15 protein-coding genes are annotated in these 13,498 nt (G+C 69.3%); 5 read left to right on the top strand and 10 right to left on the bottom strand.

Features of this window, described 5'->3' with window-relative positions:
* Nucleotides 1–9: 9 nt before the first annotated feature.
* The gene (locus P2Q00_RS47455) at nucleotides 10–954 is read right to left on the bottom strand and encodes a hypothetical protein (protein WP_275781139.1); all 945 of its coding nucleotides are present in this window, start codon (nucleotides 952–954) and stop codon (nucleotides 10–12) included.
* Nucleotides 955–1,034: 80 nt separating this feature from the next.
* Here P2Q00_RS47455 and P2Q00_RS47450 point away from each other — a divergent pair, with 80 nt between their 5' ends.
* Nucleotides 1,035–1,229: a DUF3046 domain-containing protein gene (locus P2Q00_RS47450; RefSeq protein WP_275781138.1), complete on the top strand. Its 195-nt coding sequence runs from the start codon at nucleotides 1,035–1,037 to the stop codon at nucleotides 1,227–1,229.
* A gap of 60 nt (nucleotides 1,230–1,289) precedes the next feature.
* Nucleotides 1,290–2,558 (top strand): AI-2E family transporter, encoded by a 1,269-nt coding sequence (locus P2Q00_RS47445; RefSeq protein WP_275781137.1) that lies wholly within the window; start codon nucleotides 1,290–1,292, stop codon nucleotides 2,556–2,558.
* Between the two features lie 73 nt (nucleotides 2,559–2,631).
* Here the strand turns inward: P2Q00_RS47445 and P2Q00_RS47440 are convergent, their stop codons facing one another.
* Nucleotides 2,632–3,387: a hypothetical protein gene (locus tag P2Q00_RS47440; RefSeq protein ID WP_425579666.1), complete on the bottom strand. Its 756-nt coding sequence runs from the start codon at nucleotides 3,385–3,387 to the stop codon at nucleotides 2,632–2,634.
* Between the two features lie 501 nt (nucleotides 3,388–3,888).
* On the opposite strand from P2Q00_RS47440, the gene recA reads away from it, so the two are divergent.
* The gene (gene recA, locus P2Q00_RS47435) at nucleotides 3,889–5,013 is read left to right on the top strand and encodes a recombinase RecA (protein ID WP_275781134.1); all 1,125 of its coding nucleotides are present in this window, start codon (nucleotides 3,889–3,891) and stop codon (nucleotides 5,011–5,013) included.
* Between the two features lie 4 nt (nucleotides 5,014–5,017).
* On the top strand, nucleotides 5,018–5,956 hold the full coding sequence (gene recX / locus P2Q00_RS47430; RefSeq protein WP_275781133.1) for a recombination regulator RecX: 939 nt from the start codon (nucleotides 5,018–5,020) through the stop codon (nucleotides 5,954–5,956).
* Nucleotides 5,957–6,139: 183 nt separating this feature from the next.
* Here the strand turns inward: recX and P2Q00_RS47425 are convergent, their stop codons facing one another.
* The 8 genes from P2Q00_RS47425 to P2Q00_RS47395 all read right to left on the bottom strand — a co-directional run bounded on the left by P2Q00_RS47425 (nucleotide 6,140) and on the right by P2Q00_RS47395 (nucleotide 12,511).
* Nucleotides 6,140–6,571: a rhodanese-like domain-containing protein gene (locus tag P2Q00_RS47425; RefSeq protein WP_275781132.1), complete on the bottom strand. Its 432-nt coding sequence runs from the start codon at nucleotides 6,569–6,571 to the stop codon at nucleotides 6,140–6,142.
* Nucleotides 6,568–7,119, bottom strand: a complete 552-nt coding sequence (locus P2Q00_RS47420) for a cupin domain-containing protein (protein WP_275781131.1) — start codon at nucleotides 7,117–7,119, stop codon at nucleotides 6,568–6,570. The genes P2Q00_RS47425 and P2Q00_RS47420 overlap by 4 nt, the downstream gene beginning before the upstream one ends.
* Nucleotides 7,120–7,199: 80 nt before the next feature.
* Nucleotides 7,200–7,247 carry a hypothetical protein gene (locus tag P2Q00_RS51055; protein WP_309506048.1) on the bottom strand — a complete coding sequence of 16 codons (48 nt, stop codon included), beginning with the start codon at nucleotides 7,245–7,247 and terminating at the stop codon, nucleotides 7,200–7,202.
* A 118-nt stretch (nucleotides 7,248–7,365) separates the two neighbouring features.
* Nucleotides 7,366–8,967, bottom strand: coding sequence for an FAD-dependent monooxygenase (locus P2Q00_RS47415; protein WP_275781130.1), 1,602 nt, complete (start codon nucleotides 8,965–8,967; stop codon nucleotides 7,366–7,368).
* A gap of 175 nt (nucleotides 8,968–9,142) precedes the next feature.
* Nucleotides 9,143–10,072: an amino acid ABC transporter permease gene (locus P2Q00_RS47410; RefSeq protein ID WP_275781128.1), complete on the bottom strand. Its 930-nt coding sequence runs from the start codon at nucleotides 10,070–10,072 to the stop codon at nucleotides 9,143–9,145.
* On the bottom strand, nucleotides 10,069–10,737 hold the full coding sequence (locus P2Q00_RS47405; RefSeq protein WP_275781126.1) for an amino acid ABC transporter permease: 669 nt from the start codon (nucleotides 10,735–10,737) through the stop codon (nucleotides 10,069–10,071). Before P2Q00_RS47405 ends, P2Q00_RS47410 begins: the two co-directional genes overlap by 4 nt.
* Before the next feature lie 75 nt (nucleotides 10,738–10,812).
* Nucleotides 10,813–11,655, bottom strand: coding sequence for a glutamate ABC transporter substrate-binding protein (locus P2Q00_RS47400; protein WP_275781125.1), 843 nt, complete (start codon nucleotides 11,653–11,655; stop codon nucleotides 10,813–10,815).
* A gap of 79 nt (nucleotides 11,656–11,734) precedes the next feature.
* Nucleotides 11,735–12,511: an amino acid ABC transporter ATP-binding protein gene (locus P2Q00_RS47395; protein WP_275781124.1), complete on the bottom strand. Its 777-nt coding sequence runs from the start codon at nucleotides 12,509–12,511 to the stop codon at nucleotides 11,735–11,737.
* A 300-nt stretch (nucleotides 12,512–12,811) separates the two neighbouring features.
* On the opposite strand from P2Q00_RS47395, the gene P2Q00_RS47390 reads away from it, so the two are divergent.
* Nucleotides 12,812–13,498 carry a response regulator transcription factor gene (locus P2Q00_RS47390; protein ID WP_275781123.1) on the top strand — a complete coding sequence of 229 codons (687 nt, stop codon included), beginning with the start codon at nucleotides 12,812–12,814 and terminating at the stop codon, nucleotides 13,496–13,498.

Genomic DNA, 13,498 nt, shown 5'->3' with positions numbered 1-13,498 from the left:
ACGGCCGGGTCAGCCGATGGGGCGTCCGTGCGCCCTGAGGGTGCGCAGCGCCTCGACGGTCACCATGGGGCGTGCCTCCAGGGCGGTGCCCGGTGCCCACTGGCGCCAGCGGACCGGCCAGCCGCCGTCCTCCTGCTGCGCGTCCGCGAGGAAGTCGAGGGAGCGCGTCATCTCGGCATCCGTGAACCACGCGCGCGCCAGAGAGCTCGGCGTTCTCGCGTAGTCGTGCGGGAAGTGGTGCTCGCCGGGCGCGTAGCCGGGGGCGACCGGATACGCGTCGAGGCGGTCGGGCTCCAGAGCCGCGAGCCGGTGTTCGCGCACCAGGCGGCCGAGGCGGTCGGCGGCCGCCTCCGCGCGCGGGCGGTCGGGAGCGGAGTCCAGGAAGGCCACGGCGGCCTCGATCTCGTAGGGGTGGGACTTCTCCAGCGACTCGACCGCATGCCAGCAGAAGTCCGTGGCCCTGAACAACCAGGCGTGCCACACCTCGTTGCGGTGCAGCAGGCCCACCACCGGCCCCGTGGCGAGGAGTTCGCTGGGCGGGTCGTCCACGATCGGGATGAAGGGTGCTGCCGGATAGCCGCGCTGGCTGGGATGGATCGCCGGCAGTGCGCCGTCCGCCGTCGAGACGGCTGTCAGGTAGCGGCACACGCGCTCCACACGCTGTCCGCCGCAGCGTCCGATGGAGTCCAGGACACGCAGCGCATGTCCGGTGTGCAGCGGCTGGCTGACCGGGCCGCGCAGATCGGGCTCCAGCGCGTGGCCGTACCCGCCGTCCTCGTTGCGGTAGGCGTCGAGCGCGGTCTCCACCGGGTCGGCGCCGCCGTTCAGGAAGTGGTACGCGAAGAGGCGCTGTTCCAGCACGCGCGCGGTGAGCCATACGAAGTGCTCGGCGCGGAAGAGCGGGGAGCGTGCCGGGGGTGTGGCAGGGAGTGGGGAAGCTCCTGTTTCGGACATGCGTCAGACCGTAGGGCGGAAAGCGGTCTCGGCAAGGGGTCCCGGCTCAGGCCCACTCTCAGGGGCGGGATAATGAAGGCATGCGGTTGACGGTCTTCTGGCAGCGGATGGCGGATCATTTCGGTCCGGGAAACGCCGACACCTTCGCGCGCGACCATGTGATGGCGGAGCTCGGCGGTCACACGGTGCACGGGGCGCTGGACGCCGGCTGGGATGCCAAGGACGTGTGGCGTGTGGTCTGCACAGTCATGGACGTTCCGGGGGAGAAGCGCTGATCGGTCACGAAGATCGCAGGACGGTAGTTGATTGTCAGACCAGTGGGCGAGACTTGATCCGTGGCACCCACTGACGAGACCGGGCAGACGGCCCAGCAGGCATCTCCGTTCGGCACGACGCCGCCCGGCCGGCCCCCGGCCGACGCCGCCGGGTCGAGTATCCGCATGCCGCGCTGGCTGCCGCGCGCGGTGGTGTTCGTGCTGGCCCTCTACGCCGCTTTCCAGCTGGGCACTTGGGCCTTCCACCAGCTCACCGGCCTGCTGATCAACATCCTCATAGCATTCTTCCTGGCCCTCGCCATCGAGCCCGCGGTGAGCTGGATGGCCTCGCGCGGGATGCGCAGGGGGCTGGCCACAGGCCTCGTCTTCCTCGCCGTAATGATCATGGCGGCGGGCTTCGTCACCCTGCTCGGCTCGATGCTCGCGGGCCAGATCATCAAGATCGTCGAAGATTTTCCGGACTACCTCGACTCCGTCATCAACTGGATCAACACCCACTTCCACACCGACCTGAAGCGGGTGGACGTCCAGGAGGGCCTGCTCCGCTCCGACTGGTTGCGCAACTACGTGCAGCACAGCGCCACCGGCGTCCTGGATGTGTCCGCTCAGGTCATCGGCGGCCTCTTCCAGCTGCTTACGGTCACGCTGTTCTCGTTCTACTTCGCCGCGGACGGCCCGCGGCTGCGCCGCGCGATCTGCTCCGTCCTGCCGCCCGCGCGGCAGGCCGAGGTGCTGCGCGCGTGGGAGATCGCCGTCAACAAGACCGGCGGTTACATCTACTCGCGCGGTCTGATGGCGCTCATCTCCGGCATAGCGCACTACATCCTGCTGCAGATCCTTGGCGTGCCCTACGCGCCCGTGCTCGGCGTCTGGGTGGGCCTGGTCTCCCAGTTCATCCCGACCATCGGTACGTATCTTGCGGGCGCGCTGCCCATGCTGATCGCCTTCACCGTCGACCCCTGGTACGCGCTGTGGGTGCTGATCTTCGTCGTGGTCTACCAGCAGTTCGAGAACTACATGCTGCAGCCCAAGCTGACCGCCAAGACCGTCGACATCCACCCCGCCGTCGCCTTCGGCTCGGTCATCGCCGGAACGGCACTCCTCGGTGCTGTCGGCGCGCTGATAGCCATCCCGGCGGTCGCCACGCTGCAGGCGTTCCTGGGGGCGTATGTGAAGCGGTACGCGGTCACGGACGACCCCCGTGTCCACGGCCACCGGAGAGGGGGGTCGGGACCCGGGCTGGTCGCGCGCGCGAGGCGGCTGTGGGCGCAGCGGCCTGGGGCGGAGCAGGAGGCGGCGGGGGAGTTCGGGGAGGGCTCCTCCTCCTGAGACGGCACCTCCTCTTGGGGGAGGCCGTGTCGGTAGGTCGTGAGGCACAGACGGATCGGCAGGCGCCACCGGCTCAGTAGGTCAGGAGGGCCCACACCCCGGCACCAACGACGGCAGCCACATAGCAACCGGCCGCCGCGGCCACGATCCGCCGCCGGACCGGCTCGCTCCAGGACGTGCGGGACAGCAGCCAGGCCAGCACCGGCAGGACCAGGACAGCGTGCAGGCTGACCCCGTGCAGCGGCTTGAGAGGGGCCGTCGAGTGGTACGCCGCCTCCTGGTGCCCGGTACGGGTGAGCACGACACCGCGCGCGATCATCGCGGCGCCCGAAGCGAGCGCGACGAGCAGGATCGCGAAGCCGGAACGCACCGCGAGCGCCATCCCCGCCGGGCCTGTGGGCCGGTGCCGGAACGAGGCGAGGGCGAACACGGTGAGCAGCACCACGAGGACGCCACCGCCCACCGCGAGCGTCATGGACACCACGGTGTCGAACGGCGTCTCCATGTCGAGGTGCGAGGGCACCCGGCGCCAGGCTTGAAGGGTGATACCGCCGACCTCCACGACGCAGTCGGCGGCGAACACGATGAGCAGCAGGGCGCGCAGCCGTGAGCCGACGCGCAGAAACGACGTCACCCAGGTGACCGCGATCAGTGTCGCCCCGAAGGACAGCCCGAAGGTGACGGGCTTGCGCCAGGAGACAGGCCCGTCCCAGGGGCCGCCGTCCACGGCGAACACCACCAGGTGCGCGAGACCGGAGAGGATCAGGAGGAGACCGACGGTGTGGCAGAGGCGCTCGGCCGGGCGGAGCCCCGACCACCACGCCACCATGGCCGACGGCCGTGTCGCCACGGTGGAGGCTGTCATCAGGCCCGTGCCCCCGTCCGTCGCGTGACCGCCGTGCTGCCAGGGGGACGTTCTGCCCTGCCGCCCTCTCGGGTGAGCTTCTTGGTCTCCATGCCTTCAGCCTCGCGAGGCCGCCCTGTCCAGTCGTCGTCCGGCCGAAGACACCCGCCGTACGCCGCGGGGAGTAGCTCGGGGACCAGCCGGACGGGACGCCGGCACGAACAGGGGCCGGACGGCCCGGAGTCCGGCCTGCTGTCGGACCGCGGACGTAGTCTCGGAGGTGTCGCGTGGTGCGCTTGACACGAAAATCGAACATCCATTCTTATGGAGGCTCCGGCGAAGCTCCCGATGGGTAATTCGACACGGTTTTGACGGAGACGTCCCCGAGTTATCCACAGGCTGGACGGGCGTCGGGGCGCATTGTCAGTGGCAGGCGTTAGCGTCTTTGACGTGAAGCGATCGACTCAAGCAAACCGGGTGGAACCCATGGCAGGAACCGACCGCGAGAAGGCGCTCGACGCCGCGCTCGCACAGATTGAACGGCAGTTCGGCAAGGGCGCCGTGATGCGCCTCGGCGAGCGGCCGAACGAGCCCATCGAGGTCATCCCCACCGGGTCGACCGCACTCGACGTCGCCCTCGGCGTCGGCGGCCTGCCGCGTGGCCGCGTGGTGGAGGTGTACGGCCCGGAGTCCTCCGGCAAGACGACCCTGACGCTGCACGCGGTGGCGAACGCGCAGAAGGCCGGCGGCCAGGTCGCCTTCGTGGACGCGGAGCACGCCCTCGACCCCGAGTACGCGAAGAAGCTCGGCGTCGACATCGACAACCTGATCCTCTCCCAGCCGGACAACGGCGAGCAGGCCCTGGAGATCGTGGACATGCTGGTCCGCTCCGGTGCCCTCGACCTCATCGTCATCGACTCCGTCGCCGCCCTCGTCCCGCGCGCGGAGATCGAGGGCGAGATGGGCGACAGCCACGTCGGTCTGCAGGCCCGACTGATGAGCCAGGCCCTGCGGAAGATCACCAGCGCGCTCAACCAGTCCAAGACCACCGCGATCTTCATCAACCAGCTCCGCGAGAAGATCGGCGTGATGTTCGGCTCCCCGGAGACCACGACCGGTGGCCGGGCGCTGAAGTTCTACGCCTCGGTGCGCCTCGACATCCGCCGTATCGAGACCCTGAAGGACGGCACGGACGCGGTCGGCAACCGCACCCGAGTCAAGGTCGTCAAGAACAAGGTCGCCCCGCCCTTCAAGCAGGCCGAGTTCGACATCCTCTACGGCCAGGGCATCAGCCGCGAGGGCGGCCTGATCGACATGGGTGTGGAGAACGGCTTCGTCCGCAAGGCCGGCGCCTGGTACACGTACGAGGGCGACCAGCTCGGCCAGGGCAAGGAGAACGCGCGCAACTTCCTGAAGGACAACCCCGACCTGGCCAACGAGATCGAGAAGAAGATCAAGGAGAAGCTGGGCGTCGGCGTGCGACCGGAGGAGCCCACCGCTGAGCCGGGCGCGGATGCCGCCGTCACCGCCACCGCGGACGACGCCACGAAGGTGCCGGCCCCGACGGCGGCCAAGGCGGCGAAGGCCAAGGCCCCGGCTACCAAGAGCTGACCCCGTGACACGGCGAACCGACTGGGCCGAGTACGCCTACCAGGACGCTCCGCGTATGCGGGGTGAGGGAGGCGACGGGGGTTCTGCCGGGCTGGGCGGCGATGCGCACGGGGACGATGCGGGGTATGGCACGGACGGGGGACGTGGCCGTGCGGAGTCGTACGGCACGGGGGGCTCGTACAGCGACAGCGCGTCCTATCGGGACAGTAGGTCGTACGGCGAGAGCGAGTCGTCCGGTGGCGTGGAGTGGCCGGACGATGGCTCGGCGCGTGGCTCCAGCTCGTCCGGCGGTCACTCGCGCCGTCGTGGCGGTGCGGCCCGGGATGGCGGGGCCCGTGGTGCGGGCGGCTCCCGAGGGCGTCGGCAGCGACGTCGCGGCGAGCCGGCCGGTGAGGACGGGGGCTCCTCCTCCTCGTCGAGGGCCGAGCAGGAGGAGTCCTCAGGGGACCCGGTCGAGCGGGCACGGGCGATCTGCCTGCGCCTGCTCACCGGGACCCCGCGCACGCGCAAGCAACTTGCCGACGCCCTGCGCAAGCGGGAGATCCCGGACGACGCCGCGGAGGAGGTGCTGTCGCGGTTCGAGGAGGTCGGGCTGATCAACGACAGTGCGTTCGCGGACGCCTGGGTGGAGTCCCGGCACCACGGTCGGGGGCTCGCCCGGCGGGCGCTGGCCCAGGAGCTGCGGACCAAGGGCGTCGACTCCACACTGATCGACGAGGCCGTCTCACAGCTCGACTCCGAGCAGGAAGAGGAGACCGCGCGCGAACTAGTCGCCCGCAAGCTGCGTTCCACGCGCGGCTTGGACCGCGACAAACGGCTGCGCCGCCTCGCGGGCATGCTGGCCCGCAAGGGCTACTCCGAGGGCATGGCGCTGCGAGTGGTCCGGCAGGCGCTGGAGGAAGAGGGGGAGGACACGGAGTTCCTCGGGGACGAGGGTTTCTGACGCGGCACGAGCCATCGAGGCGTGGCCGCCGGGATGCGTGCCGCGCTCGGTCCGGCGTGACCGTCAAACCCGGCGGCTCGGTTGCTCCTCGCCGGTGCTGTCGTCGTCTGCCTCAAGGCCATCTCGAGGACACGTCGGACGGCCACTGAGCACCGGCGTCGGCGAGGACCGATCGCGAACCGCCTACGACGTCACGGGCAGCCCCGCCGCCTTCCACGCCTGGAACCCGCCGACCAGATCGGTGGCCCGTCCCAGTCCCAACTGGTGCAGGGACGCCGCCGCGAGGCTCGATGCGTACCCCTCGTTGCAGATCACCACGACCCGCACCTCGTGACTCGTGGCCTCGGGCAGGCGGTGGCTGCCCTGCGGATCGAGGCGCCATTCCAGCTCGTTGCGCTCGACGACGAGGGCGCTCGGGATCAGGCCGTCCCGCTCACGCAGGGCGGCGTATCGGATGTCGACCAGGAGCGCCTCGCCGGCCTGGGCGGCGTCGTACGCCTCCTTAGGCTCGATCCGCTCGTAGCCCTCGCGCACCCGCCTCAGCAACTCGTCGATGCCGACGGGCTGTTCGCCAGCGCCGCCCGCCTGACTGCGGGTCGAACCGTCGCCGCTCACTGCCAGTCCTCCGGACGCTCGACCTGCTCCAGACGCAGGACCTGGCCCACGCGGCTGTAGCGGCGGATCTGCGGCAGGGGCGGGTAGTAGGCGTGGACGGAGACCGCGTGTCGGTCGGCGGACTCGTTGAGCACCTCGTGGACGTGATGGCGACCGAAGGCACGCCCCTTGCCGGCCGGCAGCCGCCGCTCCCGGTCCACGCCGTCGGTGAGTTCCAGGGTCTTCCAGCCGTCGGCGGGCAGCCGGGCGGCGAGCGAGTTCTCCTTGAGTTCACCGGACGCCGTCACGAATGCGCCGACGGACTCGGCGTGGTCGTGCCAGCCGGTGCCCGTGCCGGGCGGCCAGCCGATCAACCAGGCCTCGCTGCCGCCGGGTCCCTCGAGGCGCACCCAGGTGCGGCCCTCGGGGTCGAGCGGGAGCGAGGCGATCAGCTCGGCGTCGGCGGCCGTGCGCCGTACGAAGTCGAGGAGATCCGCCTGTGTCGGAACCTGGGCGGGTGCGGCGGCCGGAGGGGAGGCAAAGGGCGAGGCAGAAGGGGAGACAGACACGTGGCACCGTCCTGAAAAGTGTTCGCGTGGGAGCGCGCGGCAGCACTGGAAGGCGCGCGCGGCAGGAGTGGGATGCGAATTCAGCAGGACGGACGACACACGCAGCCCGCATAGCGGACGAGGTCCATATGGACCCTCCGCCACAGGCGCACAAGGGTGTCGGTCACGATTCGGAGTACACCATTGACGGTGTGCAGCGGTCAACTCACCGTCACTATGTGGACCACGGGGTGACGGTGAGTAGGGTCACTTCGAGGTCGAGCCGACCGTGGCCTCAGCCTTCGCCGGTCCTCCCAGCGTCGCCTCCGCCGCCGCGTACAGGTCGGCCGGACGTACGCCGCTCAGTGCCGCGACCAGGTGGCCGTCGGGCCGGACCAACAGCACGGTGTGGGCGGCTGCTCCGGGGTAGCTCTCGGCGACCAGCAGCTCGGCGGGGTGCGGCAGCGCGGCCACCGCGGCCGCCAGGCGGGGCATGATCCCGGCGGTCACCCAGTGCTTGCGGGCCCACACTCCCGTGCCCGGCGCGATCAGCACCACCAGCAGGGCACCGCGCCCGAGCCGGTCCCGCAGCTGTACGAAGGAGCCGTCCTCCGCCGTGACCCGCACATCGGTGACCGCCGCACCGGGCGCCGTGTCCACGGGGGCCTCCTCTTCGAGGTGCCGGGGCGCGAGCGGGGAGGTGGCGTACGCCCCCGGCGCACCGAGCGCTCCACGCCCCAGGTGACCGTCGGTGAGCAGCGCGTCGTGGCCGCGGGCCGAGCCGGGCATGTACACGCGCAGCCCTCCGCCGGCGCGTAGCAGCGGCAGCACCTGGTCGGCGGCGCGCAGTCGGCCGGCGACGACCCCGCGACGCTCCGCCTGGTAGCTGTCGAGCAGCGCCTCGTGCGGCCCGTGGTGCCAGGCGAGCGCCAGCTTCCAGGCCAGGTTGTCGGCGTCCCTGAGCCCCTCGTCCAAGCCCTGCGTGCCCAGGGCGCCGAGCAGGTGCGCCGCGTCCCCGGCGAGGAAGACCCGGCCGACCCGCCACCGGCGGGCCAGCCGGTGGTGGACGGTGTGGACTCCGGTGTCGAGGAGTTCGTACGGCGGTGTCGTGCCGCCGCTCCACCCGGCCAGGGTCTCCCGGATGCGGGCCAGCAGCAGCTCGGGCGTGACCAGGTCCTTGCCCGGCGGTAGCAGCCAGTCCAGGCGCCACACGCCGTCCGGGAGGGGGCGGGCGGTCACCTCCCCGGCCGAGGGCCCGGACGTCCGCCACGGCGGCATCCGATGGAGCAACGCCTCGTCTGGCCACGGAAGTTCCGTGCGCAGCGCGGCTACGGCGTGTCGCTCCACCGCGGTACGGCCCGGGAAGCGGATGTCCTGGAGTTTGCGCACGGTGGAGCGCGGGCCGTCGCAGCCGACCAGATAACTGCCGCGCCACCAGGTGCCTTTGGGGCCGCGCGTGTGGGCAGTGACCCCCGAGCGCTCCTGCTCGACGGCGTCGAGGCGGCTGTCCACGGCGACCTCGACGAGGGGCTCGGCGGCCAGGGCGGCGCGCAGGGCGCCGGTCAGGGCGTGCTGGGCGATGTGCAGCGGGGCGGGGTCATCGCCGCCGAACGAGACCTCGCGCATCACCTGCTTGCGCCGCATCGACCGCCATCCGGCCCAGTGGGCCCCGTCCCGAGCGAGCGGGACACCGGCCAGCCGCTCCACCAGCGCGGCGGTGTCCTCGCGCAGGACCACGGTGCGCGCCGGGCGCGATTCGTCCTTGCCGGGACCCTCGTCCAGCACGACGGAGGGGACTTCCTGACGGGCCAGTGCCAGGGCGAGCGTGAGCCCGACGGGCCCCGCTCCGACGATGATCACCGGGTCCACGGCGCGGCGCCCCCTGCCCGCGGCGGTGTCCTGACGGACGTATGTGAACAGGAAGTTGGAGCAGGGTGCACGATCACAGAACGTATGCAACCCATTGGCGGGGTTTGCGTCAAGCGACGGAGGCAGTGGCGATCATGCCACTGCCTCCGTGTCGCCCATGCTGTTTGACTGGTCGTCAGAGATAGGTCCGGCTGCCGGGGAGGCCACCACCCTCGCCGCCGGTGCCGAAGCCACCGCCCACCGCCGCCGGGTTGATCTCGACCGCGTCCTCGCCGAGGACCGCGCCCGTGCTCTTCTTGCTGCGCCTGAGCCTGGCCTCCAGCCAGCCTGCGAAGGTCGTGATCGAGAAGTTCAGCGCAATGAAGATCACAGCGATGACCGTGAAGGTGGCGATGGTGTTGCCGTAGTAGCCGATCATCGTGTTGCCGGACGCGAGCAGTTCCGGGAAGGTGAGGACCGCGCCGCCCAGGGCGGTGTCCTTCACGATCACGACGAGCTGGCTGACGATGGCCGGCAGCATCGCGGTGACCGACTGCGGCAGCAGGATGAGCCGCATCACCTGGCCCTTGCGCATGCCGATCGCCACGGCCGCCTCGGACTGGCCCTTGGGCAGGGCCAGGATGCCGGCCCGGACGATCTCCGCGAGGACCGCGGCGTTGTACAGCACAAGGCCGGTGACGACCGCGTACAGCGGGCGGTCGTCCGAACTGACGCTGGTGTAGTTGGCATACAGGGCGAGCCCGAAGATCATCAGGACCAGCACGGGGATCGCCCGGAAGAACTCCACCACGAGAGCGGCGGGTACGCGGACCCAGACGTGGTCGGAGAGCCGGGCGATGCCCAGGATGGCGCCGAACGGCAGCGCGATGACCATGGCCAGCGCTGCGGCCTTCAAGGTGTTCTGCAGGCCCGGCCAGAGGTATGTGGACCAGGCTTCCGTGCCGAAGAAGGGCTTCCATAGCGCCCACTCAAGCTGGTTCTTGTCGTCGAGGCTGGTGTACACCCACCACACAACCGCCGCGAGGGCGACCACGAAGACGCCGGTGAAGAGGACGTTGCGCCGCTTGGCGCGTGGCCCCTGCGCGTCGTAGAGAACGGAACTCATCGCTTGATCGCCACCTTCTTGCCCACCCAGCCGAGGATCAGACCGGTCGGCAGCGTCAGAATCACGAAGCCCAGCGCGAAGACCGCGGTGATCGGGATGAGTTGGGCTTCCTTCTCGACCATCGTCTTCATCAGAGTCGCCGCCTCGGCGACACCGATCGCGGCGGCCACCGTGGTGTTCTTCGTGAGGGCGATCAGGACGTTCGCCAGCGGGCCCACGGAAGAACGGAACGCCTGCGGCAGTACGACCAGCCGGAGCACCTGGGAGAAGCTGAGGCCGATCGCGCGGGCGGCCTCAGCCTGACCGACCGGCACCGTGTTGATGCCGGACCGGATCACCTCACACACGAACGCCGACGTGTACGCGACCAGACCGAGAACGGCGAGCCGGAAGTTGAGCGTGTCGATGACCCCCTTCGCGCCGAGGGTGACGCCCAGGGTGTTGGCCAGGCCCAGCGACGTGAACAGAATGATCACGGTCAACGGAATGTTCCGCACGGTATTCACATAGACGGTGCCGAAACCGCGCATCAGAGGGACCGGGCCGACGCGCATGGCCGCCAGCAGAGTGCCCCAGACCAGGGAGCCGACGGCAGCGAGCAGCGTCAGCTGCACCGTCGTCCAGAAGGCCCCCAGCACGTCGTAACCTTGAAGAAAGTCGAACACGATCTCCCGCGCTTCCGCGTGTAGGAATGCCCCGGTGCGCCGCCTCGGAGGACGGCGCACCTGTCAGGCGTTGCTTCAGCTCTTGACGTCGCCGATCTTCGGCGCGGGCTCGTTCTTGTAGTTCGCCGGGCCGAAGTTCTTCTTCACGGCCGTCTCCCAGGAACCGTCGGAGACCATGTCCTCGAGAGCCTTGTTGATCTTGGCCTTGAGGGCGCTGCCCTTCTTGATGCCGATGCCGTAGTTCTCGTTGGTCATCTTGAAGCCGCCCAGCTTGAACTTGCCCTTGTACTGGGCCTGGGAGGCGTAACCGGCGAGGATCGAGTCATCCGTGGTGAGTGCGTCGATCGCGCCGCTCTGCAGGCCGGTCAGACAGGCCGAGTAGGTCGGGTACTTCTGAAGCTGGGCGTTGGGCGCCAGCTTGTCGTGCACGTTCTGCGCCGACGTCGAGCCGGTCACCGAGCACAGGTTCTTCTTGTTGAGGTCTGCCGGCGACTTGATGGAGTTGTCGTTTGCGCGGACCAGGACGTCCTGGTGGGCAAGCAGGTACGGGCCCGCGAAGTCGACCGACTTCTCGCGCTCCGGGGTGATCGAGTACGAGGCGGCGATGAAGTCGACGTCACCGCGCTGCAGCATGGTCTCGCGGTCGGCGCTCTTCGACTCCTTCCACTCGATCTGGTTCGCGCTGTAACCGAGCTTCTTGGCGACGTAAGTGGCGACGTCGATGTCGAAGCCGGCGTAACCCTGCGGCGTCTTCTGGCCGATGCCCGGCTGGTCGAACTTGATGCCGATGGTGATCTTCTTGCCGCCGCCGGAGGAGGAGCCGCTGCCCTTGTCGTTGTTGCTCGACCCACAAGCCGTGGCCGCCACGGCAAGAGCGAGTACGGCGGCCGAGGCTGCGGTGACCTTGCGGAGCTTCATGATGAACTTCCTTTGGCTGGTGAAGAGATGGGGGCCGGCAGAGAGATGGGGGCCGGCGGTGGCTGCGCGAGGTGGACCGTCAGTGGTGGAGGATCTTCGACAGGAAGTCCTTGGCCCGGTCGCTGCGCGGATTGCTGAAGAACTGGTCCGGCGCAGCCTCTTCGACGATCCGGCCGTCCGCCATGAAGACCACACGGTTTGCAGCCGATCGTGCGAAGCCCATCTCATGGGTGACGACGATCATGGTCATGCCGTCGCGGGCGAGCTGCTGCATGACCTCGAGGACCTCGTTGATCATCTCCGGGTCGAGGGCCGATGTCGGCTCGTCGAAGAGCATGACCTTGGGGTCCATGGCCAGGGCCCGCGCGATGGCTACGCGCTGCTGCTGGCCGCCGGAGAGCTGTGCGGGGTACTTGTCCGCCTGGGTGGCCACGCCGACCCGGTCCAGCAGGGCGCGGGCCTTCTCCTCGGCCTGCTTCTTGTCGGCCTTGCGGACCTTGATCTGACCCAGCATCACGTTCTCGAGCACGGTCTTGTGCGCGAAGAGGTTGAAGGACTGGAAGACCATGCCGACGTCGGCGCGCAGCCGGGCCAGCTCCTTGCCCTCCTGGGGCAGCGCCTTGCCGTCGATCGCGATCGAGCCGGAGTCGACTGTCTCCAGGCGGTTGATGGTGCGGCACAGGGTGGACTTACCGGACCCGGAGGGCCCGATGACCACGACGACCTCGCCGCGGGCGATCGTCAGGTCGATGTCCTGGAGTACGTGCAACGCGCCGAAGTGCTTGTTGACGCTCTTCAGGACGACCAGTTCGCCGGTCGCGGCCACATCTTCCTTGGCCACCGATACTTCGGTCATCGCTATCGGGCTCCGTCCTCCTCGGTTTCGGAGGACAGTAGTAACCCCGTTCCACCTGCGTCATTACATCTGAGGGGAATCTGAGCATCACGATCCGATAGCAATCGGACACGTGTCGTAGCACTTGCGCGCGGGTCGAGTATCGGCCGGGTAACTAATGCGCCGCGCAACCGGAACCCACTTGACGTCGTCGTCGTCCATCAGCGTGACTGCCTTGATGCACGCACGCGCGTGCCAGGTGATTTGCACCCCTCTTGTACCCATCCTGTTCGTACGGCCGATGAACCGAAGGAGGCCCGGATGAGACTGCTCCTCGTCGAGGACGACAACCATGTCGCCGCCGCTCTTTCTGCGGTTCTGGCGCGGCACGGTTTCGACGTCACGCACGCGCGTAGCGGCGAGGAAGCTCTCCAGGCGCTCGTTCCGGAGGGCGAGGGCTTCGGCGTCGTCCTGCTCGATCTGGGTCTGCCCGACCAGGACGGATACGAGGTCTGCGGCAAGATCCGCAAGCGCACCAGCACCCCGGTGATCATGGTCACCGCGCGCTCCGACGTCCGCTCCCGCATCCACGGCCTCAACCTCGGCGCCGACGACTACGTGGTGAAGCCGTACGACACCGGGGAACTGCTCGCCCGGATCCACGCCGTCAGCCGGCGCAGCATCCACGAGGACGCCGCTGCGGGCGGTGAGAACGAACTGCGCCTCGGGTCCATGCTCATCGAACTGCCCACCCGGCAGGTGAGCGTGGACGGTTCGGTTGTCCAACTGACCCGCAAGGAGTTCGATCTGCTCGCCCTGCTTGCACAGCGGCCCGGGGTCGTCTTCCGCCGGGAGCAGATCATCAGCGAGGTATGGCGCACCAGTTGGGAGGGGACCGGACGCACCCTGGAGGTGCATGTCGCGTCCCTGCGCGCCAAACTGCGGATGCCGGCCCTGATCGAGACCGTACGCGGCGTCGGTTACCGACTCGTCGCTCCGGCCTCGTAG

Source organism: Streptomyces coacervatus (assembly GCF_029223485.1).
GTDB lineage: Bacteria > Actinomycetota > Actinomycetes > Streptomycetales > Streptomycetaceae > Streptomyces > Streptomyces coacervatus.
This window is presented reverse-complemented; position numbering and strand designations above follow the sequence as displayed.